The 23589-nt window shown below is 62.5% G+C and carries 14 protein-coding genes, 2 tRNA genes and 1 pseudogene; 12 read left to right on the plus strand and 5 right to left on the minus strand.

What is annotated here, in order from left to right; translation table 11 throughout:
• The first annotated feature begins 119 nt into the window (after window positions 1-119).
• The 4 genes from ASD14_RS07365 (at window position 120) to ASD14_RS07380 (ending at window position 1842) form a co-directional block, all read left to right on the plus strand.
• Window positions 120-941 carry a pyruvate, water dikinase regulatory protein gene (locus ASD14_RS07365; protein ID WP_056131114.1) on the plus strand — a complete coding sequence of 274 codons (822 nt, stop codon included), beginning with the start codon at window positions 120-122 and terminating at the stop codon, window positions 939-941.
• A gap of 127 nt (window positions 942-1068) precedes the next feature.
• Window positions 1069-1581, plus strand: coding sequence for a DUF1249 domain-containing protein (locus tag ASD14_RS07370; protein ID WP_056131115.1), 513 nt, complete (start codon window positions 1069-1071; stop codon window positions 1579-1581).
• 44 nt (window positions 1582-1625) lie between these two features.
• A tRNA-Ala gene (locus ASD14_RS07375) sits at window positions 1626-1701 on the plus strand.
• Between the two features lie 65 nt (window positions 1702-1766).
• A tRNA-Glu gene (locus ASD14_RS07380) sits at window positions 1767-1842 on the plus strand.
• Window positions 1843-2075: 233 nt separating this feature from the next.
• Here ASD14_RS07380 and ASD14_RS07385 read toward each other — a convergent pair.
• The 3 genes and pseudogenes from ASD14_RS07385 to imuA all read right to left on the minus strand — a co-directional run.
• The gene (locus ASD14_RS07385) at window positions 2076-5390 is read right to left on the minus strand and encodes an error-prone DNA polymerase (RefSeq protein WP_056131118.1); all 3315 of its coding nucleotides are present in this window, start codon (window positions 5388-5390) and stop codon (window positions 2076-2078) included.
• Window positions 5387-6799 carry a DNA polymerase Y family protein gene (locus ASD14_RS07390; protein ID WP_056131121.1) on the minus strand — a complete coding sequence of 471 codons (1413 nt, stop codon included), beginning with the start codon at window positions 6797-6799 and terminating at the stop codon, window positions 5387-5389. The genes ASD14_RS07385 and ASD14_RS07390 overlap by 4 nt, the downstream gene beginning before the upstream one ends.
• Window positions 6800-6978: 179 nt before the next feature.
• A pseudogene (imuA, locus tag ASD14_RS07395) lies at window positions 6979-7602 on the minus strand (translesion DNA synthesis-associated protein ImuA); the annotation flags it as partial.
• Window positions 7603-7917: 315 nt separating this feature from the next.
• On the opposite strand from imuA, the gene ASD14_RS07400 reads away from it, so the two are divergent.
• The 6 genes from ASD14_RS07400 to ASD14_RS07425 all read left to right on the plus strand — a co-directional run bounded on the left by ASD14_RS07400 (window position 7918) and on the right by ASD14_RS07425 (window position 14934).
• Window positions 7918-8355 (plus strand): CopL family metal-binding regulatory protein, encoded by a 438-nt coding sequence (locus ASD14_RS07400; RefSeq protein ID WP_056131124.1) that lies wholly within the window; start codon window positions 7918-7920, stop codon window positions 8353-8355.
• A gap of 95 nt (window positions 8356-8450) precedes the next feature.
• On the plus strand, window positions 8451-10304 hold the full coding sequence (locus ASD14_RS07405; protein ID WP_056131129.1) for a copper resistance system multicopper oxidase: 1854 nt from the start codon (window positions 8451-8453) through the stop codon (window positions 10302-10304).
• Entirely contained in the window at window positions 10301-11266 is a 966-nt protein-coding gene (locus ASD14_RS07410) for a copper resistance protein B (RefSeq protein WP_082538792.1), read from the plus strand. Before ASD14_RS07405 ends, ASD14_RS07410 begins: the two co-directional genes overlap by 4 nt.
• A 32-nt stretch (window positions 11267-11298) precedes the next feature.
• The gene (locus ASD14_RS07415; RefSeq protein ID WP_200947033.1) at window positions 11299-11850 is read left to right on the plus strand and encodes a DUF411 domain-containing protein; all 552 of its coding nucleotides are present in this window, start codon (window positions 11299-11301) and stop codon (window positions 11848-11850) included.
• A 97-nt stretch (window positions 11851-11947) separates the two neighbouring features.
• Entirely contained in the window at window positions 11948-12346 is a 399-nt protein-coding gene (locus tag ASD14_RS07420; RefSeq protein WP_056131132.1) for a heavy metal-responsive transcriptional regulator, read from the plus strand.
• 2 nt (window positions 12347-12348) lie between these two features.
• On the plus strand, window positions 12349-14934 hold the full coding sequence (locus ASD14_RS07425; RefSeq protein WP_082538793.1) for a heavy metal translocating P-type ATPase: 2586 nt from the start codon (window positions 12349-12351) through the stop codon (window positions 14932-14934).
• A gap of 319 nt (window positions 14935-15253) precedes the next feature.
• On the opposite strand, the gene ASD14_RS07430 is transcribed toward ASD14_RS07425, so the two are convergent.
• Both ASD14_RS07430 and ASD14_RS07435 read right to left on the minus strand, forming a co-directional pair.
• Window positions 15254-17638, minus strand: coding sequence for a GH92 family glycosyl hydrolase (locus ASD14_RS07430; RefSeq protein WP_056132259.1), 2385 nt, complete (start codon window positions 17636-17638; stop codon window positions 15254-15256).
• A 201-nt stretch (window positions 17639-17839) separates the two neighbouring features.
• The gene (locus ASD14_RS07435) at window positions 17840-20818 is read right to left on the minus strand and encodes a TonB-dependent receptor (protein WP_056131135.1); all 2979 of its coding nucleotides are present in this window, start codon (window positions 20816-20818) and stop codon (window positions 17840-17842) included.
• A 388-nt stretch (window positions 20819-21206) separates the two neighbouring features.
• Between ASD14_RS07435 and ASD14_RS07440 the strand changes: the two genes are divergently transcribed.
• Together ASD14_RS07440 and ASD14_RS07445 are read left to right on the plus strand one after the other, a co-directional pair.
• On the plus strand, window positions 21207-22241 hold the full coding sequence (locus tag ASD14_RS07440; RefSeq protein WP_056131139.1) for a LacI family DNA-binding transcriptional regulator: 1035 nt from the start codon (window positions 21207-21209) through the stop codon (window positions 22239-22241).
• A 65-nt stretch (window positions 22242-22306) separates the two neighbouring features.
• Entirely contained in the window at window positions 22307-23584 is a 1278-nt protein-coding gene (locus tag ASD14_RS07445; protein WP_056131142.1) for a sugar MFS transporter, read from the plus strand.
• Window positions 23585-23589: the final 5 nt, after the last annotated feature.

Below are 23589 nucleotides of genomic sequence, written 5' to 3' on the forward strand. Positions count from 1 at the left end.
GAGGATTTGGGGCCGAAACGGCCTGGAGGGCTAAACCGCTATTATCGCCGCTGCTTCCGGCGCAGACAAACGCGGCCGGAAGCTGTTTCGACCATGACGAGCCCTTGACGAGGTGTGTGATGCCTGGAGTGAGACCGGTCTTCTACGTGTCGGATGGGACCGGTATCACGGCCGAAACCATCGGGCACAGCGTGCTGACGCAATTCACCCTGACCCAGTTCGTCACCGAGCGTTATTCCTTCATCGACAGCATCGAACGCGGGCACGAGATCGCCGCGAAAATCCGTGCCGCTGGCGAACGGTACGGAGTGCGTCCAGTAGTGATCAATTCCTGTGTCGACGGGACGGTAAGTGCGGCACTGGCGGAAAGCGGAGCGCTCATGCTCGACATCTTCGCTCCCTTCATCGAACCGCTGGAGCGCGAACTCGGCGAATCGCGCGAGCGCCGCATCGGTCGCGCGCATGGCATGGTCGACTTCGAGACCTATCACCGCCGCATCAATGCGATGAACTTCGCGTTGACACACGATGATGGTGCGGCGACCGATTACGCCGGCGCGGATGTCATCCTGGTGGCGGTGTCGCGGGCCGGCAAGACCCCGACGTGCGTGTATCTCGCGTTGCATTACGGCATCCGCGCGGCCAATTACCCGTTGACCGAGGAAGACCTCGAGCACGACCGCCTGCCGCCGCGTCTCCGGCAATGGCGCAACAAGCTGTTCGGACTGACCATCGATCCGGTTCGCCTGCAGCAGATACGCCAGGAACGGCGGCCGAATTCGCGCTATGCGCAGTTCGAAACCTGCAGGCGCGAAGTGGCGGCGGCGGAAATGATGTTCCGGGGCGAGGGCATTCCGACCCTCAGCACCACGCATACATCGATCGAGGAAATCGCGAGCAAGGTGCTCTCGACGCTTGGGATTCACCGCGAGATGTTCTGAACGGAACGTTCAGAAAAAGCGGGAAGCTGAAAGCTTCATTCCGCGCGGGGAGAACTGTGACATTAGGCGCGTTGAACACGCGCGTCAACGCTGCCGCAATGCGGTTTGCGCGTGTAGCATCGGACCTATGCAGCAACTCATTACCCGCTCCAGACATGCCGATGCACTGAGCCGTCTCCGGCTCGGAAAATTCGGCTGGCTGATGGCGCTGTACGCGGAAAATCACTCTCTCCTGCAGCGCCTGTTCGAACCGGCTGACCTGAAGCCGGGATCGTATGAATCCGACATCGGCGACGGTTTGCCGCTTCAGCTGGACGTGCTCGAGCAGCATCGTTACACGACCGAATTACGGTTGACCTACAACATGCTCGATCCGGTGACGGGCGAACCCGATCCGTCGGCGTATCTGCGCGTGTACCACGATGCCCGGCAGGTGGAAGCCACGCATTGCTACGTGGGCCGCCGCTGGCAGGACGTGATCGGCATGTATCCGCCGCCTGCGGAAGTGATCGGCCATCGCCTGCGCATGAACACGTTCCTCGGGAAGTGGATGCACTACCTCGCGGAGAGCGGCCACGGCGTCGCCACGCTGCGACTGCGTGAAGCGGCGAGTGTGAAAAAAGTCGAAAAGGTGGCTTGACGGTCCTGAACCCGCCCCCTAAACTTGCGGTCTTTCCAGCCCGTGGGGCCATAGCTCAGCTGGGAGAGCGCCTGCATGGCATGCAGGAGGTCGGCGGTTCGATCCCGCCTGGCTCCACCACTGGTAGTTTCAAAACAGGCCGGCTTTCAGCGAAGAACATCTCGATGAAGGCAAAGTTTTACAGCGTCCCCATCGTCTAGAGGCCTAGGACATTACCCTTTCACGGTAGCGACCGGGGTTCGAATCCCCGTGGGGACGCCACTCTTCAGGAAACAGGGCTCGGGAAACCGGGCCCTGTTTCTTTTTGTGCGCATGTACTTGCGCGTGGAAGTGCTATCACGCTTCTGCACTGTAGAGCGGAGTTTGCTCCGCTGCTCTTGGCACCGCGATGCACTTGCGGTGTCTTGAGATTCTTGACGATCCGCACCGCACAGGTGCGGCGCTACAAAGCCAGAAGAGCAGCGGAGCAAGCTCCGCTCTACAAAACGAAGGGGTCAGTGGAAATCGCGCGAAATCGTGGTCAGCCCCGAAAGCAGCGGCGTCAGGTTTTCCAGTCGCGTGGCGATCAGGTGCTGGACGCCGTCGGCGTGCTCCATGCGGCCTTCGATGGCCATCAGTTTCGATTCGAGGAACTCGCGCCGCTGGCGTGCGGCCACGTGCTGCCAGATGACGGCGTTGACCAGGCCGTCCTCGTCTTCCAGCGTGATGAAAGTAACGCCACTCGCGGTCTGTGGCCGTTGACGCATGGTGACCAGGCCCGCGAAGGCGACACGCGTGCCGTGCTTCATATCGCGCAGTTCCGAAGAGCGCTTGAATCGTCGCGCACGCAGCTTCGCGCGCAGGAAGCTCAAGGGATGACGTCCAAGTGTAAGTCCGGTCATCGCGTAATCGGCATGGACGTCTTCGGCTGAAGTCGGAAGCGGCAGGAAAACCGGCACTTCTGAAGTTGCACCGAGCGGATCGAAGAGGGGGCGTTGCACTTCCACGCCTGCAGCAGCCCAGCGCGCCTTGTGACGATGCCCCGCCAGGCCACGCAACGCCGCGGCGTCGGCCAGTACTCCGCGCAGGCGCTGGTCCAGATCGGCGCGCTGGCACAGATCGGTGACGTCGCGGAAAGGATGCTGCATGCGAGCGGCTTCAATGCGCAGAGCGGCATCCTCGCGGAAGCCGTTGACCATGCGCAGGCCGAGGCGGAGGGCGGGTTGTGGAGGACGAGAAGCAAGGTCCATCGATCCCCGCTTCCGCGAGGATGACGATTGAGCGCTTTCTCCACTCGAAGATTCCAGCGCGCAGTTCCAGCCGCTGTAACGCACGTCGACAGGCCGTACTTCAACACCATGACGTCGCGCATCCTGCACGATCTGGCTGGGTGAGTAGAAACCCATCGGTTGCGAATTGATCAACGCGGCCGCGAAGGCCGCTGGCTCATGCTTTTTGAGCCAGCTGCTGAAGTAGGCGAGCAGGGCGAAGCTGGCAGCATGCGATTCGGGGAACCCGTAACTGCCGAAGCCCTTGATCTGTTCGAAGATGCGCTCGGCGAAATCGAGTTCGTAATGGTTTTCCAGCATGCCGTTGATGATGCGATCGCGATGCCCATGCATGTCTCCATAACGCTTCCATGCCGCCATGGAACGCCGTAGCTGGTCGGCTTCGCCAGGCGTGTAGCCCGCTGCATCGACCGCCAGCTGCATTACCTGTTCCTGGAAGAGAGGAACACCCAACGTACGTTCGAAAATGTGCCGAAGCTTTTCCGAAGGGTAGGAAACATCTTCCTCGCCGTTACGGCGCCGGAGATACGGATGCACCATGTCGCCCTGGATAGGGCCGGGGCGGACGATGGCCACCTGGATGACGAGGTCGTAGAACTCCTTCGGCTTCAATCGCGGCAGCATCGCCATCTGCGCGCGCGATTCGATCTGGAAGACACCGACCGTATCCGCGGCCTGGATCATTTCGTAAGTGTCTGCATCTTCCCGGGGGATGCGGTCCAGATCGAGATCGCCGCGCCCGCTTTCGCGCAGCAGGTCGAAAGTCTTGCGAAGGCAGGTCAGCATGCCCAGGGCGAGGCAATCGACCTTGAGTAACCCCAGGGTGTCGAGATCGTCCTTGTCCCACTGGATCACCGTGCGGCCGTCCATTGCCGCGTTCTCCACGGGCACGATGGTCGACAAGGGATATTCGGAAATGACGAAACCGCCAGGGTGCTGCGACAGGTGCCGCTGGAAGCCAAGCAGCTGATCGGTGAGGTTCGTCACTCGTTGCATCACCGGGGTTTCCGGATCGAAGCCGTGTTGGCGCAGGAACTCCACAGGCGGCATTTCCTCGCCCCAACGGTCCATGGTCTTGGCCAGTTCTTCGATCTGATCGGATGGCAGCCCCAATGCCTTCGCCACGTCACGTATCGCGCTTCGTCCGCGATAGCGGATGGCGACGGCCGTCAATGCAGCACGGTCGCGGCCGTAGCGTTTGAAGACGTATTGCAGGACTTCTTCGCGGCGCTCGTGCTCGAAATCAACGTCGATGTCAGGAGGCTCGTTGCGCTCCTCCGATACGAAACGCTCAAACAGCATCTTCGCCTTGCCACCAGGCTCCAGCTCAGTGATGCCAAGTGCATAGCAGACGACGGAGTTGGCCGCGGATCCCCGGCCCTGGCAGAGAATCTTCTCCTTGCGGGCGAATTGCACGATGTCGTGCACCGTAAGGAAAAAGGATTCGTACTCCTTCCTGGCAATGATTCGCAGCTCCTTGCGGATAAGGGCAAGGACTTCCTTCTGATCCTTGATTCCTGGTTGCTTTTTCTCCCATCGTTCGCGGATGCCTCGCATCGTGAGCCTGCGCAACCAACTGCGCGGGGTATGTCCGGCTGGGACCAGTTCGCGCGGGTACTGGTAACGGATGTCCCGGCGCATGTTGAAGATGCATCGTTGCGCGATCCGCACCGACTCCGCCAATAGTTCGGATGGATAGATGGCCGCTAGCGCCTGTCGCGTACGCAGGTGGCGTTCTCCGTTGGGAAACAATGCATGTCCCGCATTCGCCAGCGTGGTGCGCAGGCGGATCGCGGTCATGGTGTCCTGCAAGGCACGACGGGCGCGAACGTGCATATGGACGTCGCCGCTGGCGACTGCGGGGATGTCGAACTTGCGGGCGATTTCCTGCAGCGTATGCAGGCGTCCCGCGTCATCGGGCCCGCGATGCAGTTCGACGGCTAGCCAGGTGCGTTGTGGGAACATTGCCTTGAGCCATTCCGCTTCTTCCGGATCGGGCTTGGTGCCTGGAATCCACAGGGCAAGCAGCCCGTAGTTGAGTGTGCGTAGAGCGAAGGTTTCATCATTCCCAGCAATGCGGGAATCCCGCCCTTGCTCCACGTCAATAACAGACGAGATTCCCGCGTTCGCGGGAATGACAGTCGGATGGCCCAGGCTCGCGTTCGTGGAACCAACGGCCGCATCGGCCAAGACTTCGAAATCCGCTTTCAGCGAAAGATACGAGCCTTTTCCCGCACGCCGCCGCGCAAGGGTGATCAGCTGGCACAGGCGCTGATAGCCAGAAAGGTTCTCGGCCAGCAGCACGACCTTCGGCCCATCGCTGATCTGGAACTCGCTGCCAACGATCAGCTTGAGATCCATTTTTTCGGAAGCTTCAAGCGCGCGGACGATGCCGGCCAGACTGCATTCGTCGGTGATGGCGAGCGCGGTGTAGCCCTGCTGCTTCCCGCGTTCGAATAGCTCGTCGGCTTTGGAAGCCCCGCGCTGGAAGCTGAAATTGGACAGGCAATGCAGCTCGGCGTAGGCGGGCAACCGGTTCATGCGAACCACCCATGCAGCATGAAAGGTCCCGCCTGTTCGCCGGCGACGCGGAAGGCCCAGGCACGCTGGCCCGATGCAGTTTCGACCAGGTAGTAATCGCGACGGATGTCTTCGTCGTCCCACCAACCCGATTCGATCCGCTCCGGTCCCGCGAGCACGCGTTGCACGCGATCGCGCAGCGGCATCGGTTGCGGCAGCAGCCAGCCGGGGCGGAGGAGGGCAGGGATGGTGGCTGTTCGTGGAAGGGGTTGTTCGCCGGTCACCACGCGTTCGGGACGATGCTCCGGCATCCAGCCGACGCTCTCCACCGCAGCATCCCCGAGGCGGGCGCGCAGACGCTCACGCAGTTGTGTCCACGGCACGGCTTGTTGCGGTCGCGGATCGAAAAGATCGCGTTCGGCGGGCACGAAAGGCGGCAATTCGCGCGCGATCAACTGCATGCCGCGTACAGGTGCGGGCACCTGCGCCTGTTCGATCCGCCCGCGTGCGAGTTCGAACAACATGGCCGGTGCGCGTTCGGCGGATAGCAGGCCGACTTCGACTTCACTATGCGCTACGTATTCGTGCTCAAGCACCAGGGTGAAACGCTGCACGCCGCCATCGCGGCCGGCAAGGAACGCGGCAAGATCCGCAGTAAGCCGTCGTAGCGGGAACAGCAACGCCTGACTGGATTCGACTTCGTGGTCGAATTCGATGCGGCCTTCGAACACATCCGGCGGCTGGTACCAGCCCAGCGGCGCCTCTTCGCCCCGCAGGCGATCCAGGTGTTGCAGCACGTCGCGTGGGAAACGCCGGTTGATTGCGTCGCGCGGCAGTGCGAATACCTGACGCAATTTCCGCAGCCCCATGCGCGACAGCGAACGCGCCACGTCGGGCGACAGGCCCGCGCGTTCCACCGGCAACTGTCCCAGCGCATTGAGCAGGGTGTTGTCGCCCACAGCCAGGCCGTCGTGCACGTTGGCCAGTACGCGCGCGGCATAAGGATTCGACGCGGCGACGAGATGGTGGCGGAAACCGAGCAGCTTCAGCTCCTCGCGCATCTGCGCTTCCAGCCGCGGCCACGGGCCGAACAACTGCTGGCTATGGCCGACTTCGAGCACGATCGAATGCGGAAGATCGGTGCTCACCATCGAACTGAAACGATAGGCCCACGCCGCGAGGAACTGCCGCCAGCGTTCGGCATCGCGTGGATCGTGCTCGACCATCGCGAAGCCGCCGCCTAACGCCTGCGCGGCAGCGAGCGGCATGCCGGGGCGCAGTCCCAATGCACGTGCCGCCGGATTGATGGCGTGCAGCACGCACCGTTGCGCGGGGCCGCTGATCAACGCCAGCGGCGCCTTCGGATCGGCCTGGCGGCGGAGAACGCCATCGATCGCCAGTTGCGGCAGAAGCAGGCACGCCCAGCGCATGGTCACGGTCCGGCTTCGATATCGGCCTTCGTGTCGCGCATGGATTCGGCATGCGCGGCGAGACCGGGAAATAGACGCAGCGTGGAGGGACTGCTTCCGAGTGCGGCAAGGAATTGGCTGGACGGCTGGCGCGCGGCATCTCCTGCCGGACGCAGGATCGAAGTCGAAGAAGTCTCCGGATGCCCTAGCTGCGAAAAGGGAATCGGCCGCGCCGGTGGCATCCCGCCACGGCACTTCAACACGCGCAATTGCCGCGGCCTTGCATCGAGCGCGATGCGCAGCGCCGCGGGCGATGGATTCACCGCGGCCTTCAACGGGCGGAACGCGAAACCCAATGCCTGTCCGGTTTCCGCCGCGACCTGCAGGCGTCGCAACGCACGGTCATCCGCCTGCTGCGGCCAGCACACCACGGCATTGCATGCGCCGGAACGAAGGCATTGTTCGGCCGCCCACAAAGCATCGCGGGGCGTCTTCGTCCGGATTACCTGCAGCGCTCCGAGGCGCACGCCCGCCGCATGCCAGGCGGGTGGGTAGGGGTGATACGGCGGAGCGATCAGGGCGATGACACCATCTTTCGGCTGGCTGAGGCGGGCGAGGGCGGGCCACAGCAGCTGCAGTTCGCCGATGCCATCCGGAAGCAGCAGTTCGGTCAGCGCGGCATCCGGCCAACCGCGCGTGGGAAGAACGGCGTCCAGAGCAGGCCATCCGGTCGGTTGTTCGATTGCAGGCGTAGTGACAGCCGACTGCCCACGCCATACGCGGCGCTGGGAAATCAGCCCATCGAGCGAAGGTGCGGCGGACACTTCCGCCACGGCATTGGCGAGTACGGACCGTGCCCATGACGGGCCGTTCGAAGCGGATGAGGTGGAGCTGGGGTACTGCATGTTAGTAATAATACTAACAATGCAGTCTCATCTGATAAGACAATACTTTTCAATAAGTTACAGAGTTTAGTTTCAGCTCGTTCCTATGCAAAAAATGGGGTTCCGGCAGGGTGCCGGCAAGCATCAGGCGATTCGAAATTCGGATTGACGAGAGCAGGCCAACGGCAAGGCTCCCTCGAACCAACTCACCCGAAGCCATGTCGTCCCATTCGCTGGCCGCGGTAAAGTAAACACATGTCGTTCGGACCACTGCTTCTGCGCGTGATGCTCATCCTGGCGTTCGTTCTCAATGGAACGACGTCGGCGATGGCGGCCGCGCAGATGTCGCTGGGGCATCCGAAGCAGGGCGAAGCGATGCATCACGCCGAGGCACCGGCGGATCACCAGCACGACATGTCGGCCTGCCACCACGACGGCATGCCTTCGGATGCAACCGCATCGACGGCGCACGACCACGCATCCCATTCCGTTCCAGAGAAACATCACGGGCATTCGTCCGACTGCTGCGAAGGCGGCACCTGCCTGTGCGTCTGTACGCATGGCATGCATGCGACCGCCCCATCTCCGGTCCTGGCCATGCATGCGTATGGCAGCAAGGGCCAATCCGAAGCACGTACCGCGGGCCATCCAGCTCCCGATCTTCCGCACCTGATCCGACCTCCGATCGGCTAAGTGTCTCCTGGCGCCTCCGGCGCTCCTTCGCATGCGCGTTGCTCGGCTCCTGCCGAAGCGATGGGCTGCGACGTCCCATGCTTATCGGAGTTCCCATGTCATCCAACTCGTCCGGTCGAGCGACCGGCAGCTTCCAATCGCGCAGGCGCTTCATCCAGGGGCTGGCCGCCGGCGGCGCCGCTGCAGGATTCGGTCTATGGCCAAAACCAGGCTGGACGTTGCGCTCACCCGGCAACGCCAACGTGCTTGCCGGTACCGAATTCGACCTCGTCATCGGTGAAACCCCGGCGAATTTCACCGGCCGCACACGCACGGCGATCACCGTCAACGGTTCCCTTCCGGCACCGTTGCTGCGCTGGCGCGAAGGAACGACCGTCAATCTGCGCGTATCCAATGCGTTGCCCGAAGGCTCGGTCCACGGCCACGAAACCTCGATCCACTGGCACGGCATCCTGCTGCCCGCGAACATGGACGGTGTGCCCGGACTGAGCTTCGCCGGCATCCATCGCGGTGAGACCTACCACTACCGGTTCACGGTGAAACAGGGCGGCACCTACTGGTACCACAGCCACTCAGCCTACCAGGAGCAGGTCGGGCTCTACGGGCCGCTGATCATCGACCCGATCGATCCGGCGCCTTTCGCCTACGACCGCGACTACGTGGTGATGCTCACCGACTGGACCGATCTCGATCCGGCCGCGTTGTTCTCGCGCCTGAAGAAGATGTCGATGTACGACAACTACTACCAGCGCACCGTTGGCGACTTCTTTCGTGACATGAAGCAGCGCGGTCTGGCTGCGACAGTCGAAGACCGGAGGATGTGGGGCGAGATGCGCATGTCGCCGACCGATCTGTCGGACGTCAACGCGAACACCTACACCTACCTGATGAACGGCACGACTTCGCTCGGCAACTGGACGGGACTGTTCCGTTCCGGCGAGAAGATCCGGCTGCGTTTCATCAACGGTTCGTCGATGACGCACTTCGACGTGCGGATTCCCGGATTGAAGATGACCGTGGTCGCAGCCGATGGTCAGTACGTGCATCCGGTAACCATCGACGAATTCAGGATTGCCACGGCCGAAACCTTCGACGTGATCGTCGAGCCAGGCGGCCAGGATGCTTTCACCATCTTCGCGCAGGACATGGGCCGCACTGGTTACGTGAGCGGCACGCTCGCGGTGCGCGAAGGCTTGCGTGCGCCAGTTCCCAACGTCGACCCGCGCCCGATCCTGACGATGGCCGACATGGGGCACGGCGGCATGGGTCATGCGGGCATGGATCACGACATGTCCGGCATGAAGGGCATGGAAGGCGGATGCGGCGCGAACATGGGCATGCCCGGCATGGACCACGCGGCGAAACCAGCCGCCGATCCGCACGCGGGACACGACATGGCGGGCATGGACCAGGAATCCGGCGGGATGCAGCAGCATCCGGCTTCGGAACAAGGAAATGCGCTCGTCGACATGCAGACCATGTCGCCCGTGCCGAAGCTGGATGATCCCGGTATCGGCCTGCGTGACAACGGCCGCAAGGTACTCAGCTACTCGATGCTCAGGAGCACGTTCGACGATCCGGATGGACGCGAACCGGACCGCGACATCGAGCTGCATCTCACCGGACACATGGAGCGCTTCGCCTGGGGCTTCAACGGCCAGAAGTTTTCGCAGGTCGAACCGCTGCGCTTCAACTATGGCGAGCGCCTGCGCATCGTGCTGGTCAACGACACGATGATGACGCATCCGATCCACCTGCACGGCATGTGGAGCGATCTCGAAGACGAGCAGGGCAACTTCCAGGTTCGCAAGCACACGATCGACATGCCGCCTGGCAGCAAGCGCAGTTATCGCGTGCGCGCGGATGCCCTGGGCAGTTGGGCCTACCACTGCCACCTTCTGTTCCACATGGAAGCGGGAATGATGCGTACGGTGAGGGTCGAAGAATGAAGACACTCTCGCTTGCTCCTCTTGCCGCTAGCCTGATGCTGGCCTTCAGCGCGAATGCGCAGGACCACTCGCAACACCATATGCCGGCGAAGCAGGGTCACAGCCAGCATCAAAAACCCGTTGAGCATTCGCAGCATCAACACGACGAGTCCGAATCGAAGGCCATCGATCACGCGGCGATGGGACACACCGTGCCCGCAGCACCGGAGAAAACCGTCGATCACGCCGCGATGGGGCATGCAACAGCGCATTCTCCTGACCGGCCGATCACGCCAATCCCGGTACTCACCGATGCCGATCGCGCCGCGGCAATAGCACCGCCCGACGACCACCCCGTCCACGACAATGCGATGCACAGCTTTGTCCTGTTCAACCGATTGGAAGCTTTCGACTCGGACGAAGGCAATGGACTGGGTTGGGAAGGGCAGGCGTGGATCGGTACCGACCTCGACAAGATCTGGCTGCGTAGCGAAGGCGAGCGCATCGGCGGCCATACGGAAGCGGCCGACATCGAAGTGCTTTATGGCCGTCCGATCGCGCGATGGTGGGATGTCGTAGCCGGCGTGCGCCACGACTTCCAGCCGGGCGGATCCCAGGACTTCGCCGCCATCGGTGTGATCGGCCTGGCTCCGTACAAGTTCGAATTGGAAGCGACCGCTTACATCGGTGAATCCGGCCAGACGGCTGCGCGCATCGAAGTCGAATACGAAACGTTGCTGACGAATCGCCTCGTCCTGCAGCCATTGGTCGAAGCCAATTTCCATGGCCGGGACGATGAACGACGCGGCATCGGTTCGGGTTTGAGCACGATCGAAGCGGGACTGCGCCTGCGTTACGAAATCACGCGCCAGTTCGCACCCTACATCGGCGTGGTGCGCGAGAAGGCATTCGGCCACACCGCGGATTACCAGGGCGAAGAGGGCGATACCCGTGTGGTTGCGGGCGTTCGCGTGTGGTTCTGAGCGGGCTGAACCTGACTTATCGAGGAGTAATCATGAAGCACACCGTCATTATGCTGATCGCGGCATCTACTCTGATCTCGACGGCATGCGCCCGCGAGCAGAATGCGGATAATCAAGCGTCTGCGATGAAGCCTGCTGCGAGTGAAACTGTTCCCGCAACGGCAACATCCGCGGCTTCAATCTCACCTGTGGCTCAACCCACGCTCGCTTCGATACTCGTGCACAAGAACCCGTCCTGCGGTTGTTGCGAGCTATGGGTCGAGCATCTGCGCAAGGCGGGTTTCGAGGTTGCAGTGCGCGACGAAGACGATCTCAACGCCGTCAAGGAACGCCTCGGCGTTCCATACGGCAAAGGCTCCTGCCACACCGCGGAAGTCGGAGGCTACATCGTCGAAGGACATGTGCCGGTCGAGGACATCAAGCGCCTGCTGACCGAAAAACCCGACGCCAGGGGACTCGTTCTTCCAGGCATGCCGCTCGGATCGCCGGGCATGGAAGTGCCTGACGGCAGCGTGAAGCCGTACACCGTCGAGTTGGTGAAGCGCGACGGAAACACGGTGGCTTTTGCGGAGCACGGCCGCTAACGGATGCGGACGGGGCAGGGCAGATAGATGGCTTGACTCTGGACTATGGTCCAGACCGCAAAGTGCCCGCGACGTCCCACCTCCAGGAAGACGCGTCATGAAGATCGGTCAACTCGCACGGCGGTCCGGCGTGAACATCGATACGGTGCGCTATTACGAACGCGAAGGCTTGCTGCCCAAGGCCCAGCGTCTCTCGTCGGGCTATCGCGTTTACGACGAAAGCGACGTGAAGCGGCTGCGTTTCGTAAAGCGGGCCAAGTCGCTTGGCTTCACGTTGGTCGAAATCCGTGAACTGCTGGAGCTTTCCGACCATCGCGACGACGACATGGCGACGCTCAAGGCCGTAGCCATCGAAAAGATCGCCGACATCAAGGCGAAGATGGCCGAACTCGAGCGCATTCGTGCGGCACTGGAAACGTTGGCAGCGTCCTGTCCAGGGCATGGGGCCCTGGAGCAGTGCCCGATTCTCAATGCACTCGCCGAGGACGACCAATGAGCATGCATTCGCACTCCCACCATGACAGCACCGAAGACGCCCATGCGTGTTGCGCCCACAACCATGTTGGCTCGTCGCAAAACGCGATCGATCCGGTCTGCGGCATGGCGGTCGATCCGGCCAGCACACCGCACCATGCGACACAGGGCGGAAAGGAATTCCATTTCTGTTCGGCGGGTTGCCGCGAGAAGTTCATCGTGGAACCAGAAAAATACGCCGAATCCCCGCGCCCCGACGCAGCGGGTTCGCACTGCTGTGGCGCTCCCGCGCATGACACTGCAACGGCTGAAGCGACCGATCCCGTATGCGGAATGAAAGTGGATCCCGCGAAGACGCCACATCATGCAGCGCACGCGGACCACGACTACCACTTCTGTTCCGCACGGTGCCGCGAGAAGTTCATCGCGGATCCGAAACGCTATCTCGAACCTGCTGCCATTTCCGTGCCCGCAGTGCCCGCCGGCACGATCTATACATGTCCCATGCATCCGGAAATCCGGCAGGAAGGGCCGGGCACCTGTCCCATCTGCGGCATGGCGCTCGAACCTGAAATGCCGACGCTGGATGACGAAGAAAACCCCGAACTGCGCGACTTCTCGCATCGTTTCTGGTGGACACTCCCGCTCACGATCATCGTGCTGGTGCTGGCGATGCTGGGGCACCGAATCACGTTTTTGTCGGCGGAAATGCGCACCTGGATCGAGCTCCTGTTGAGTGTGCCCGTCGTGCTCTGGGCTGGCTGGCCATTCTTCGAGCGCTGTGTGCAGTCGGTCCGCAACCGCAGCCCGAACATGTGGACGCTGATCGGCATCGGCGTAGGCGCCGCCTTCGGCTACAGCGTGATCGCCACTGTTGTGCCGGATGTTTTTCCGGCGTCATTCCTGGAACATGGGCGTGTCGCCGTTTACTTCGAAGCCGCCGCGGTGATCGTTTCGCTCACCTTGCTGGGCCAGCTGCTGGAACTTCGCGCACGATCGAAGACCTCCGCGGCGATCAAGGCCTTGCTCGGACTGGCACCGAAGACCGCGCGGCGCATAAGCGACACCAATGTGGAAGAAGATGTTCCACTCGAACACGTGCACGTCGGCGATCGCCTGCGCGTGCGTCCGGGCGAAAAGGTTCCGGTCGACGGCGTCGTGCTGGAAGGCCGTTCGAGCATCGACGAATCCATGCTCACCGGCGAACCGATGCCGGTTGAAAAAGAGCAGGGCGCCAAGGTCATTGGCGCGACCATCAACGGTACCGGCAGCCTGGTGATCCGCGCCGAGCAGGTCGGCTCCGCGACCGTCCTCTCGCAGATCGTGCAACTCGTGGCCCAGGCGCAGCGTTCGCGCGCACCGATGCAGCGGATGGCGGACAAGGTCGCCTTCTGGTTTGTACTCGCGGTTCTTGCGGCAGCAGTCGTGACTTTCTGCGCGTGGGGCCTGTTCGGTCCGGAGCCGTCATGGACTTACGCGGTGCTCAACGCCGTGTCGGTGCTGATCATTGCCTGTCCATGTGCGCTTGGCCTGGCGACACCGATGTCGATCATGGTCGCGACCGGCCGCGCCGCGCACGCTGGCGTGCTGTTCCGCGACGCGGAAGCCATCGAGAACCTGCGGCGCGTCGACACATTGATCGTCGACAAGACCGGCACGTTGACTGAAGGACATCCGGCGTTTCGCGAAGTGATCGCAGCGAATGGTTTTTCTGCAGACGAGGTTCTGCGACTCGCGGCGAGTCTGGAGCAGGGCAGCGAACATCCACTCGCAGAAGCGATTGTCGCGGAAGCGAGACGCCGCAGCCTTCCGCTTGGCAATGCCGAAGACTTCGATTCGCTGACCGGTCGTGGTGTGCGAGGACGTGTCGCTGGAAAGATGCTGACGCTCGGCAGCCAGACGCTGATGCGGGATATCGGGACGAATTCCGCTGCCATCGAGCCAGGTATCGAGACTCTCCGCAACCAGGGCGCCAGCGTGATGTATCTGGCGATCGATGGAGTTCTCGCGGGCGCGGTTGCGGTGGCCGATCCGATCAAGCCGACCACGCCCCAGGCCCTCGATGCATTGCGATCGATCGGCATGCGCATCGTGATGGCGTCAGGCGACGCCCAGGCGACCGCCGAAGCCGTGGCCAGCAAACTCGGTATCGACGAAGTGCATGGCGAAGTGAAGCCCGCCGACAAGGTGGCGCTCGTGCAGCGCCTGAAGTCCGAAGGCCGCATCGTCGCGATGGCCGGCGACGGCATCAACGACGCACCGGCCTTGGCCGCGGCCGACGTCGGCATCGCCATGGGTACCGGCACGGACGTGGCGATGTCCAGCGCCCAGGTGACCCTGGTCAAGGGCGACCTGCGGCGGATCGTCCAGGCCCGCGGGATTTCGTCGAGCACCGTCGCCAACATGAAACAGAACCTGGGATTCGCGTTCCTCTATAACGCGCTGGGTGTGCCAATCGCAGCCGGCGTGCTGTATCCGGCGTTCGGCTTGCTGTTGAGCCCGATGGTTGCCGCATTGGCGATGAGCCTGAGTTCGGTTTCGGTGGTGACGAATGCCTTGAGGCTGGGGAAGATGGCTGGGAAGGCTGGTCGCGACGGGCCGGAGGTCTAGTGCTTTACATAATAGGCATTATGCGAAGTAATGGAGCCATATGCGCCCGCCCGTAACGGCCTCGTCCTTCGTGCTTTGAAGGGTCACCGCTGCCCAAATCCTTATGCCGCACAGCACCCGTTCCTCTACGGTCCATGGAATGGCTGACGCATGGCCTGGGCCCGATTGATCAGTCCGCACCGCGACTGGATATCGCCGGGCGAACTGGACCACGTCCTGTCATGTGTCGTGCAGCTGACAACGGCTGCCGATCGAACGTCTACGAGGTTGAATGAAGCTGGCCGGCGCGCAACCGTGGCCAGCCAGCTTCATACGGGCATCACTGCGACGACACAGGACACATGGCCGGCGGCACGTCTCCGGCGCGGGTGCCCCAACCCGTGACGTCGGGCTTGGCGGACAGCGTGTACTTCAGCGTGCCGCCTAGCTTGAGCGTGTCCACGTCCAGCCACACTGCGCTCTGCGGCTTGCCGTTGAAGCTGGCGGCGGTGATGAAGCGCGGCTGCCCGGCCGTAGCGCCTTCGGATTCGACGACGAGCTTTTTGCCACCTTCGAGTGCGATCTCGACGCGATCGAAACGCGCTGGATGCAGCAGGATCTGTCCGCTACCCGGCATCAGCGGCGAGAACCCCATCGCGCCGAACAGATAGAACGCCGACATCGTGCCCAGGTCGTCGTTGCCGGTCACGCCATTGGGCGCATTGGTGAAGAGCGTCTGCACCGCGTTGAGCACGGCTGCCGTCTTCCACGGCTGGCCGAACAGGCTGTACAGCGTCGGCACGTGCATGGTCGGTTCGTTGTTCGGGTTGTAGCGGTGTTGGCCGTAGTACGAATACGCACCGCTGACCCAGACCTTGCGCGCCGCGCCTTGCGGATCGGCCAGCAGTTGGTCGTAGGCAAAAAACTCGTCGAGACGGCGCAGCGCGTTCTCGCGTCCGCCCATCGCCTTTTCAAGGTCCGGCAGATCCTGTGGCACCAGCCACTGGTACTGCCACGCAGTGCCTTCATGGAAGCCATAGTGCGAACGCGGGTTGTAGGCGCCTTCCGGTGAGACGTACCACTCGCCGTCTTCCATGCGCGGACGCGGGAAGCCGGCGAAATCCGATTCCTTCTCCTTCAACGCGGCATCCCATAGCGTGCGCCAGTTGCCGCTGCGTTTGCGCAGCGCGGCCGCGTCGTCCGTTGCACCGACGGCTTCCGCCAATGGGGCGATCGAGCAATCGGCCAGCGCGTATTCGAACGTCGCGGAGCTGCCGTTCTGCGGATCCACGTCCATGCCCTTGGCCGGGAACGTGCGGTCGTAGAACACGAATCCCTTTTCCAGGTAATTGGCGTTACCCGCGCGGCCTTCATGGCGCGACGCCAGCGGCGGCACACCCCATGCGTTCTTGCGCAGCGCCTTCCAAGCTTCGGTTTCGCGGCCCTTCAGCGCGCCGTAGCGCCACAGGTCGGCAAGGAACGGCGACACCGGGTCGCCTGACATGGTGTTGGTATCGAAGTTGGCATAACCCCACTTCGGCAGCCAGCCACCCTCCTCGTCTATCTTCAGGATGCTGCGCGCGATATCGCGCGCGTGTTGCGGTTGGAGCAGCGCCAGCAGCTGGTTCTGCGAACGGTAGGTGTCCCACAACGACCAGAATTCGTAATAGGTCCAGCCATCCGCAGTGTGGATCCTGTCGTCGTAACCACGGTAGCGGCCGTCCGCATCGTTTCCGGTCAGCGGCTGCAGCAGCGCGTGGTACAGCGCGGTGTAGAACACGGTTCGGTCGTCCTTGCTGCCGCCGGTGATTTTCACCTTCGACAACTCGTCCTGCCATGCCTGTTGTGCACTCTTGCGCATGGCATCGAAGCCGATCAGCTTGCCGCCGTTCATGCCTTCCGCGCGCAGGTTGGCGCGCGCGCCTTCCTGGTCGACATGCGAGATCGAACTGATCGCGGTCACGCTGCGGCCCTTTTCCAGATCGAAGCTGAGCCATGCGCCGTTGTGCGGCTCGTACTCGCTTTCCATGCTGAAGCGCGCGCCTTCGTGGCCGCCGACCTGGTTCCAGACACCGAACGTCTTGAACGGGCGATCGAACTCGATGCGGAACCACGTGGCGTACTGATGGCCGCCGCAGAAACTGAGCGTGAGGACCTTGCCTTCCACCGCACGGTCGCCGACCACGCGCACCTGGCTGCCGATCACACGGTGCTTGCTATTGGCCTGCGCCACGTTGACCAGCACGCTGCCGGTTTTGGCATCGGCATTGAACGTGTAACGCTCGGCAGCGGCGCGGGTCAACGCGGTGGCTTCCACATCGATGTCGTAGTCGGTCAGCTTGACCTTGTAATAGCCGGCCTCGCCTGCCCCGCCGTCGTGGGTGTACCGAGAGCCGTACTTTTCGTGTTCGAAATTCTTGCCATCATTGATGTCGAACTTGCCGCCGGGCCCGATCGTGCCCGTCACCGGCAATACCGACACCTGGCCGCCCTGCTCCCAGCAACCCGCGCCGGACAGGAAGTTGCGCCCGAAGCCGCGGATCTTTTCGTCGCCATGCCGCCATCCGGCGTAATGCGAACCGATCGGACTGACCTGGATCATGCCGAACGGCGCCGAAGCGCCGGGGAATGTGTTGCCTTCATCCTTGGTGCCGATGAAGGTGTTGACTGTCGAAGGCAGAGATTGATTGCCACGTGCCGGCGCCGCCTGGGCACCGGCGAACATCAATGCGCACAGGCCCAGCAGCCCTGCCCCACGCCCGACTGCCATCAGATCCAAGCCGTTCCGATTCATGCCACGTTCCTCGATTCGCTCAGGAGTTTTGCTTTTTCTGCGCAGTGGCTCGGTGAACAGAGAGACTGCGGCACACAAGAAAGAGCCCAGCATAGGCTGGGCTCAAGATGGCCTAGGAGGGAAGGCCGTGGATCAGAACTTGAAGATGACTTCACCGGAAACTTCACGACCGACCGGATCGTCGATGCAGAACGCGAAGTCACCGCACCACTTGTCGCCGTAGATCTTGTCGAAGATGTTGCTGACGTAGAGATTGAACTTCCACGCTTCGTTGAGCTGATAACCGACGCTGCCATTGAAGTAGCGACGTGGAGCGCGACGCTCGTAGTGGCGAGCCGAGGTCTGGCCGAACGAGATGCTGCCTGCTTCGTTGTCGACACAGGTGTTGTCGTCGATCGGCGTCATGGTGTTGTAACCATCCGCGAGCGGTTCGCAGCCGCCCCAGCGGTTATCACGTCCACCGGACTTCTGGTACATCAACAGGGTGGCGTTCCACTTCTCCCAGTTCCAGTTCACGCTGGCGGTGATCTTGGTGCGCGGGTTCTGGTTCTTGCGCGTGTCGAGCAGCGGATCGGTGACAAAACCACGTTCCTTGTACGACAGCAGGTTGGTGTAGTTGAGGTTGAAGTTCCAGTTGCCCAGGTTGGTATCCGGCAATGCGTAACGCGCGCTCACGTCGACGCCGGAGACCTGGGTTTCGGCGCGGTTGATCGGGTTGATGCCGATGGTGACATTGCCTGCGACGTTGGCTGGTCCATTGCGCTGGATACGACGGATCGCCTCGGCGCACCATTCCGCCGACGGCGGAACTGCCAGCGGAACACCGTCCGGAGTGAAGCCGTTGCGCGTGCAGTAGGCCTCGGTCTTCAGCAGGTCATCGGCGGAGATGTCGTTGATGATGTTGTCGATCTGGATGTCCCAATAGTCCGCGCTCAGCGAGAAATTGGTGAAGGCATCCCAGACGAAGCCGAAGGTGTACGACTCGCCTTCTTCGTACTTGAGGTCCGGAGTGCCGCCGCGTTCAACGGTCGCATCCTCGATCTTGTAGGTGTCACGCGGGCAGCCACCCGCGATCCGGCCACCATCGGCACAGGCCGCGTAATCGGTGAAGTCTTCGATGCCCGAGCTGGCCAGCGCATACACGTAGTGCATGTCGGGAGCGCGGAATGAAGTGCCGTAACTGCCACGCACCAGCAGGTTGGAGAACGGACGCCATTCCAGGCCCACCTGGTAGGTCGGCTTGGCGCCGCTGCGCACCGCGTCGTACTTGTCGTAGCGACCGGCGATGTTGGCGGTCAGCGACTCCAGCAACGGCACGCGGAACTCGGCGCCGACGGCATAGTGATTGCGCTCGCCGCCGCCCTGCTCGATGTTGCCGAACGGGGTGTACCAGCCGTCTTCGTCCTGGTTGAGGGTCTTCGGGTCGGGGGTCAGCTTGTAGCCCTGCTTCGCGGCTTCGACCACGCCAGCGAAGGCGATCGGGCCTGCCCAGCCTTCGAACAGGTCACCGGAAATGGTGAACTGCGCCTGGGTCAGCCACGACTCGGCCTTCTTCTCGCCGCGGCGGGCAAAGCCGGCCACGTCGTCGGGCGACAGCGGGTTCCACAGCTTGTTGTAGTCCGGCGTGTAGATCGGCATGCCGTTCGCCGCGGTGCCCTGCTGCTGGCCCATGAAGAAGTCGAACATGTCGCCCTGGTTGAGGGTCGGGAAGGTTTCGCGCACCTCGTATTCGGCACGGCCCACCGAAGCTTCCCAGTCGAAGCGGTCGGCGATCGTACCGGTCAGGCCGGCACTGAAATCCACCGCGAGTTCCTTCGACTTCGTCAGGATCGCCTCTTCTCCACCCATTTCGCCTGGGGAGATGAATTTCAGGAAGTTGCGCGGTGCGCCGCCGGCCGCGCCGGTTGCGAGATCGGTTGCGCGCGGATCCCAGAAAGTGGGGCTGCCGAAACCGTCGATGAAAGTGTTGAAGTCGCCGGTGGAGCGCCACACGCCCAACGCAGCCCAACCCTGCAGGTTGTCGGTGAAATCGTAGGTGCCGCGGATGTAACCGGAATCGTCCTTGCTGCCCGTGCGCAATGCCCAGTTCTGGAACACGCGCTGGGCACAGATGCTGCCGCCCGTGGACTCCGCACCGGTATTGCGGTCGTAGCCGCGATAAGTAAAGAGGTAATACAGGTCGCCGTACTGATCACAGGCACCGGGCGGCGGAGCCACCGGACGTGTGACATTGCCCGTGCCGGGCAAGGAATCGACAGTGCCTGGCTGGCGCAGACGAAGACCCGGATACGGCGTGGTCCAGCCCATGTCGTAATGGTTCTCCAGGGGAGAACGCATGATCGGGTTTTTGTCCGCCTCTTCGTCCATGAACGGGCGATCCTTCGCCAGCAGCACGCCGCGGTCGAAGTGCTGCAGGTTATAGACGAGGTTCCACTTGTCGCCGGACGTACCGCCGGAGAACACGAAGTCCTTGTTGATGCGGCCGCCGCGGGTGGCTTCACCCCACTTCGCGCGTAGCTGGTGCCCCTCGAAGTTTTCCTTCAGCACGACGTTGACCACGCCGGCCATCGCGTCCGAGCCGTAGATTGCCGAGGCGCTGCCCGCCAGCACTTCGATTCGCTCGACGATGCCGCTGGGAATGTTGTTGTAGTTGGCGAAGTTGCTCTTGCCCTGGTAGGGCATCGGGTAGTCGGCGACGCGGTGGCCGTTGATCAGCAGCAGGCTGCGGCCAGGGCCGAGATTGCGCAGGTTCAACGGATACGCATTGACGCTTGACTGGCCCCAGTCGTAGTCGTTCTGCACGTTACCGATCGCCTCGGTCAGCGTCTGCAGCGCGTCGTAGACGGTGGCGAAGCCCTCTTTCTTCATCTGCTCGCCGGTAATGATGGTTACCGGTGCCGGGCCCTCGATATTGGAGCGCTTGATGCGCGAACCGGTCACGGTAACCGTGTCGAGCGTGCGTGCCTTTTCGTTCTTCTCAGCCGGCTGCCCGGTGATCGTGCTCGCATCGGTCTGCGTTTCGCTCTGCTGCGCAGACGCGGCAAAGGGAGAAAACAAGGCGAGCGCAAGCGCGCTTGCCAAGGCATTGCGTTGAAGAGTGGACTGCTGCATTTGGCCCCCCCGGGCAGTTGGTTGGTCGATGATTGGCCTAATGGTCCAACCACAATTTCTTGCAGACTTTGGTGGTTTGATTGCTTTCTTCGTGACCGTAAACAGGTAACGCCCTTATTGCCTGCGTGCGTCGAAAGCGACCTTACGCGACAAGCCAAAACGCCAAAAGTGACGTCAATCACACTTTAGAGCGATCTAAAAGTCAAATGCAAGCAAGCTGACGGCAGGGTCACGCTTGGCTGGCCCCTCCGGCACCTACCCGCCGGGGACCCGCCCTTTTTAGAGGTTGAAGGGGGTTTGGCCATGAGTTCTCCCCCTTGCGGCTTGTCGAGTCAGAGTTCAGGATGCCGGACTAAATCGATCTAAAAGTTCAACCAGCGGGGGATCCATGCCATCACGGCGCAAAGTCACGTTGAACGATATTGCGGATGCCTGCGGCGTCTCCCGGGCGACCGTTTCCCTGGTGCTGCGCGAAAGTCCCCTGGTTCATCCCGACACCCGCCAGCGCGTCAAGGACGAGATGCGTCGCCAGGGTTATGTCTACAACCGGGCCGCTGCCGGCCTGCGGACCCGCACGGCATCGAGCGTGGCGCTGGTGATCAACGACCTCTCGAACCCGTTCTTTGCCGAGTTCGCCGCCGGCGTGGATGAAGCGCTCGCCGCCGCCGGTTACGTCACCCTGCTGGGAAGCAGCGGCGAATCGTCGGAGCGCCAGCAGGCCGTGCTGTCCTCGCTGGTCGAGCATCATCCCGCCGCGATCATTCTTTCCCCTGCCGAAGTGAGCGATGTCGCGCGAATCGCGCGCGCCATCGGCCCGTCGACGCCATTGCTCGTGTTCAACCGCCACCTGACGGGCGAGGCGCCGCCTGATTTCAGTTATGCGTTCCTCGGACTCGACAATCGCGCGGGGGCGCGCCAGGCCACCGAACACCTCCTGCAACTGGGCCATCGCCGCATCGCATTCTTCGGCGGACACCAGGATTCGAGCTCGTGCCGCGAACGCCGGCTCGGCTATCAGGACGCAATGCTCGCGCACGACATTCGCCCCGAACCGCAGTGGATCATCGAATGCGCACCGACGCGCCTCGAAGCCGCCGCGCAAACCGGCGCGCTGTTCATTCGCGACCCGGCTCCCACCGCCGCCGTCTGCTACAACGATGCGGTTGCGCTTGGCCTGACGCTCGGGCTTACGCGACGCGGCCGCCACCCCGGTCATGATTTCGCGCTAACCGGCTTCGACAATATTCCCGAAGCCGCTGTCGGTACGCCGCCGTTGACGACACTCGATGCGGATCCGCGCGAACGTGGCCGCCAGGCCGCAACTCTCGCGCTTGAACACGCGCGCAATCCTTCAGCCGACCATGCTCCCGTCATCGCGCCGGTGCAGCTGATCGAACGCGCCAGCACCTGCCCTCCGCCATAAGTCCTTCCACTTTCGCGCGGCGTGCTGCGCTCGGTATCCGACCGAATCACTGCAGGAACTCACGAATGACAACCAGATCGAATGGCGCCAACCAGCTCGCATTTGCAGCGGTCACTGCCATCTTCTTCATGTGGGGATTCATCACCGAGTTGAACGACGTGCTGATCCCGCACCTCAAGGCGGTGTTCGAACTCAAGTACTGGCAGGCGATGCTGGTGCAGTTCTGCTTCTTCGGTGCCTACCTGGTGATGGCCTTGCCCGCGGGCGCGGTTGTTGCACGTGTGGGCTACAAGCTGGGCATCGTGATCGGCCTGCTGGTTGCGGGTAGCGGCGCATTGCTGATCCTGCCCGCGGCACAGGCGGGCGTGTACGCGATGTTCCTCGTGGCATTGTTCATCCTTGCAAGCGGCATCGTGCTGCTGCAGTGCTCGGCGAATCCGTACGTCGCGTTGCTGGGCGCGCCAGAACGCGCCCCGAGCCGCCTGAATCTCGCGCAGGCGATCAACTCCGTGGGCCACACGATCGGTCCGTGGGTAGGTGGTGCACTCATTCTCGGCGCAACGCACCTGAGCGCCGAGCAACTCGCGCAACTTCCGGCTGCAGAACGCGTGCACACCGTGCAGCCGCTCTATCTCGGCGTTGCTTCGGCACTGGTGCTGCTTGCGGTGCTGGTGGCGTTCTTCCGTCTTCCCGCGCATGCCGAGGCCACCGAGAAAGCCGATCCGCAACGCCATACGTTCGCCGAGGTTCTGAAGTACCCGCACGTGCGCTGGGGCGTGCTGGCGATCTTCCTGTACGTCGGCGCGGAAGTCGCCGTGGGTAGCTTTCTTGCCAATTACGCGATGCGCCCGGATGTTGGCGCAATCGCGCCGGCCGATGTCGGCCATTACGTGTCGATGTACTGGGGATCCGCGATGGTGGGCCGTTTCATCGGCGCCGCCCTGCTGCTGAAGTTCGATCCGCGGCGCCTGCTGCGCCTTTATGCGGTGGTCAACGTCGGCCTGCTGCTCACCACCATGGTGGTGTCCGGGCCGGGTGCGATGTGGAGCGTGATCGCGATCGGCCTGTTCAACTCGATCATGTTCCCGACGATCTTCACCCTCGTAATCGACCGTCTCGGCCCGCTGGTTCCGAAGGCCTCGAGCCTGCTGGTGATGGCCATCTTCGGTGGCGCGGTGATCCCGTTCCTGCAAGGACATCTCGTCGATTTCATCCAGTCGGTCAGCGGTAATGAAACCACCGGCCTGCGGTTCGCGTTCGTGATTCCCGCGCTGTGCTACGCCTACATCATCTGGTACGGATGGCGTGGTTCCCGTCGCCATCTTGAGGGTGCGGCGGTCTGATGACG

Origin of the sequence: Lysobacter sp. Root494 (assembly GCF_001427225.1) — a bacterium.
In the GTDB taxonomy this organism is placed as follows: Bacteria; Pseudomonadota; Gammaproteobacteria; order Xanthomonadales; family Xanthomonadaceae; genus Agrilutibacter.

Excerpts from the sequence above, each read along its gene's own strand:
- ASD14_RS07390 (WP_056131121.1), bottom strand. The coding sequence starts at position 6,799 with ATGCGCTGGGCGTGCCTGCTTCTGCCGCAACTGGCGATCGATGGCGTT.
- ASD14_RS07405 (WP_056131129.1), top strand. The coding sequence starts at position 8,451 with ATGTCATCCAACTCGTCCGGTCGAGCGACCGGCAGCTTCCAATCGCGC.
- ASD14_RS07365 (WP_056131114.1), top strand. The coding sequence starts at position 120 with ATGCCTGGAGTGAGACCGGTCTTCTACGTGTCGGATGGGACCGGTATC.
- ASD14_RS07400 (WP_056131124.1), top strand. The coding sequence starts at position 7,918 with ATGTCGTTCGGACCACTGCTTCTGCGCGTGATGCTCATCCTGGCGTTC.
- ASD14_RS07440 (WP_056131139.1), top strand. The coding sequence starts at position 21,207 with ATGCCATCACGGCGCAAAGTCACGTTGAACGATATTGCGGATGCCTGC.
- ASD14_RS07370 (WP_056131115.1), top strand. The coding sequence starts at position 1,069 with ATGCAGCAACTCATTACCCGCTCCAGACATGCCGATGCACTGAGCCGT.
- ASD14_RS07420 (WP_056131132.1), top strand. The coding sequence starts at position 11,948 with ATGAAGATCGGTCAACTCGCACGGCGGTCCGGCGTGAACATCGATACG.
- ASD14_RS07415 (WP_200947033.1), top strand. The coding sequence starts at position 11,299 with ATGAAGCACACCGTCATTATGCTGATCGCGGCATCTACTCTGATCTCG.
- ASD14_RS07445 (WP_056131142.1), top strand. The coding sequence starts at position 22,307 with ATGACAACCAGATCGAATGGCGCCAACCAGCTCGCATTTGCAGCGGTC.
- ASD14_RS07410 (WP_082538792.1), top strand. The coding sequence starts at position 10,301 with ATGAAGACACTCTCGCTTGCTCCTCTTGCCGCTAGCCTGATGCTGGCC.
- ASD14_RS07425 (WP_082538793.1), top strand. The coding sequence starts at position 12,349 with ATGCATTCGCACTCCCACCATGACAGCACCGAAGACGCCCATGCGTGT.
- ASD14_RS07385 (WP_056131118.1), bottom strand. The coding sequence starts at position 5,390 with ATGAACCGGTTGCCCGCCTACGCCGAGCTGCATTGCCTGTCCAATTTC.
- ASD14_RS07435 (WP_056131135.1), bottom strand. The coding sequence starts at position 20,818 with ATGCAGCAGTCCACTCTTCAACGCAATGCCTTGGCAAGCGCGCTTGCG.
- ASD14_RS07430 (WP_056132259.1), bottom strand. The coding sequence starts at position 17,638 with ATGTTCGCCGGTGCCCAGGCGGCGCCGGCACGTGGCAATCAATCTCTG.